This window comes from Cupriavidus sp. WS (genome assembly GCF_000395345.1).
Lineage (GTDB): Bacteria > Pseudomonadota > Gammaproteobacteria > Burkholderiales > Burkholderiaceae > Cupriavidus > Cupriavidus basilensis_B.
Window position 1 is genome coordinate 1 of the sequence record NZ_AQPL01000186.1, and the last position, 543, is coordinate 543.

Sequence of the window (543 nt, forward strand, 5' to 3'; positions counted from 1 at the left end):
TCGCCGCTGGCGAACATCTCGCGGGCGATTTCCGCGTAGCGGCCTTCGTCCGAGCGCAGCAGGTGGCGCGCCTCGAGCGTGCCGAACCAGACCAGGAGAATAAGCAGGCTGACCAGGATAATCGCGCCCAGCGGCAGGCCGGCGGATTGCGAAACACCCTGCGCGGTGTTTCGCGAAGCATCTCGCGAGGTCACGGAACTACGCATACATCTCCTGGAAACGGTCGGATGGGCGTCATGGCAATGATGACGGGCGATCCCCGGCGGGGCACGGCATGGCGCCGTGCCGCCGGGTGCGCCGGATCGGCCGTGGGTGTGCCAGTGCATCGCGTGCCGGTGGCCAGCCCGGATCGGGCGGATTCGGGGGCGGCTCGCGTGCAGGAAACACATCACAACGCTGCAGCGGCCGCTTCGGTGGACAACAAGCCGAAGCCATGCCGGCGCAGGCCGCCCGGGCGGTACTCGCCAACGGCAAACCGCGCCCTCTTGTGGCGCGGCGCGCAATGTTAGCACGACCGCCGGGGTTCCCCGCCTGCGGCGGGGG

1 pseudogene is annotated in these 543 nt (G+C 69.6%); it reads right to left on the bottom strand.

The annotated features are described in order from the left end of the window. Window positions 1–206: pseudogene (locus K206_RS38385) on the bottom strand (4-amino-4-deoxy-L-arabinose transferase); the annotation flags it as partial. Window positions 207–543 lie beyond the last annotated feature (337 nt).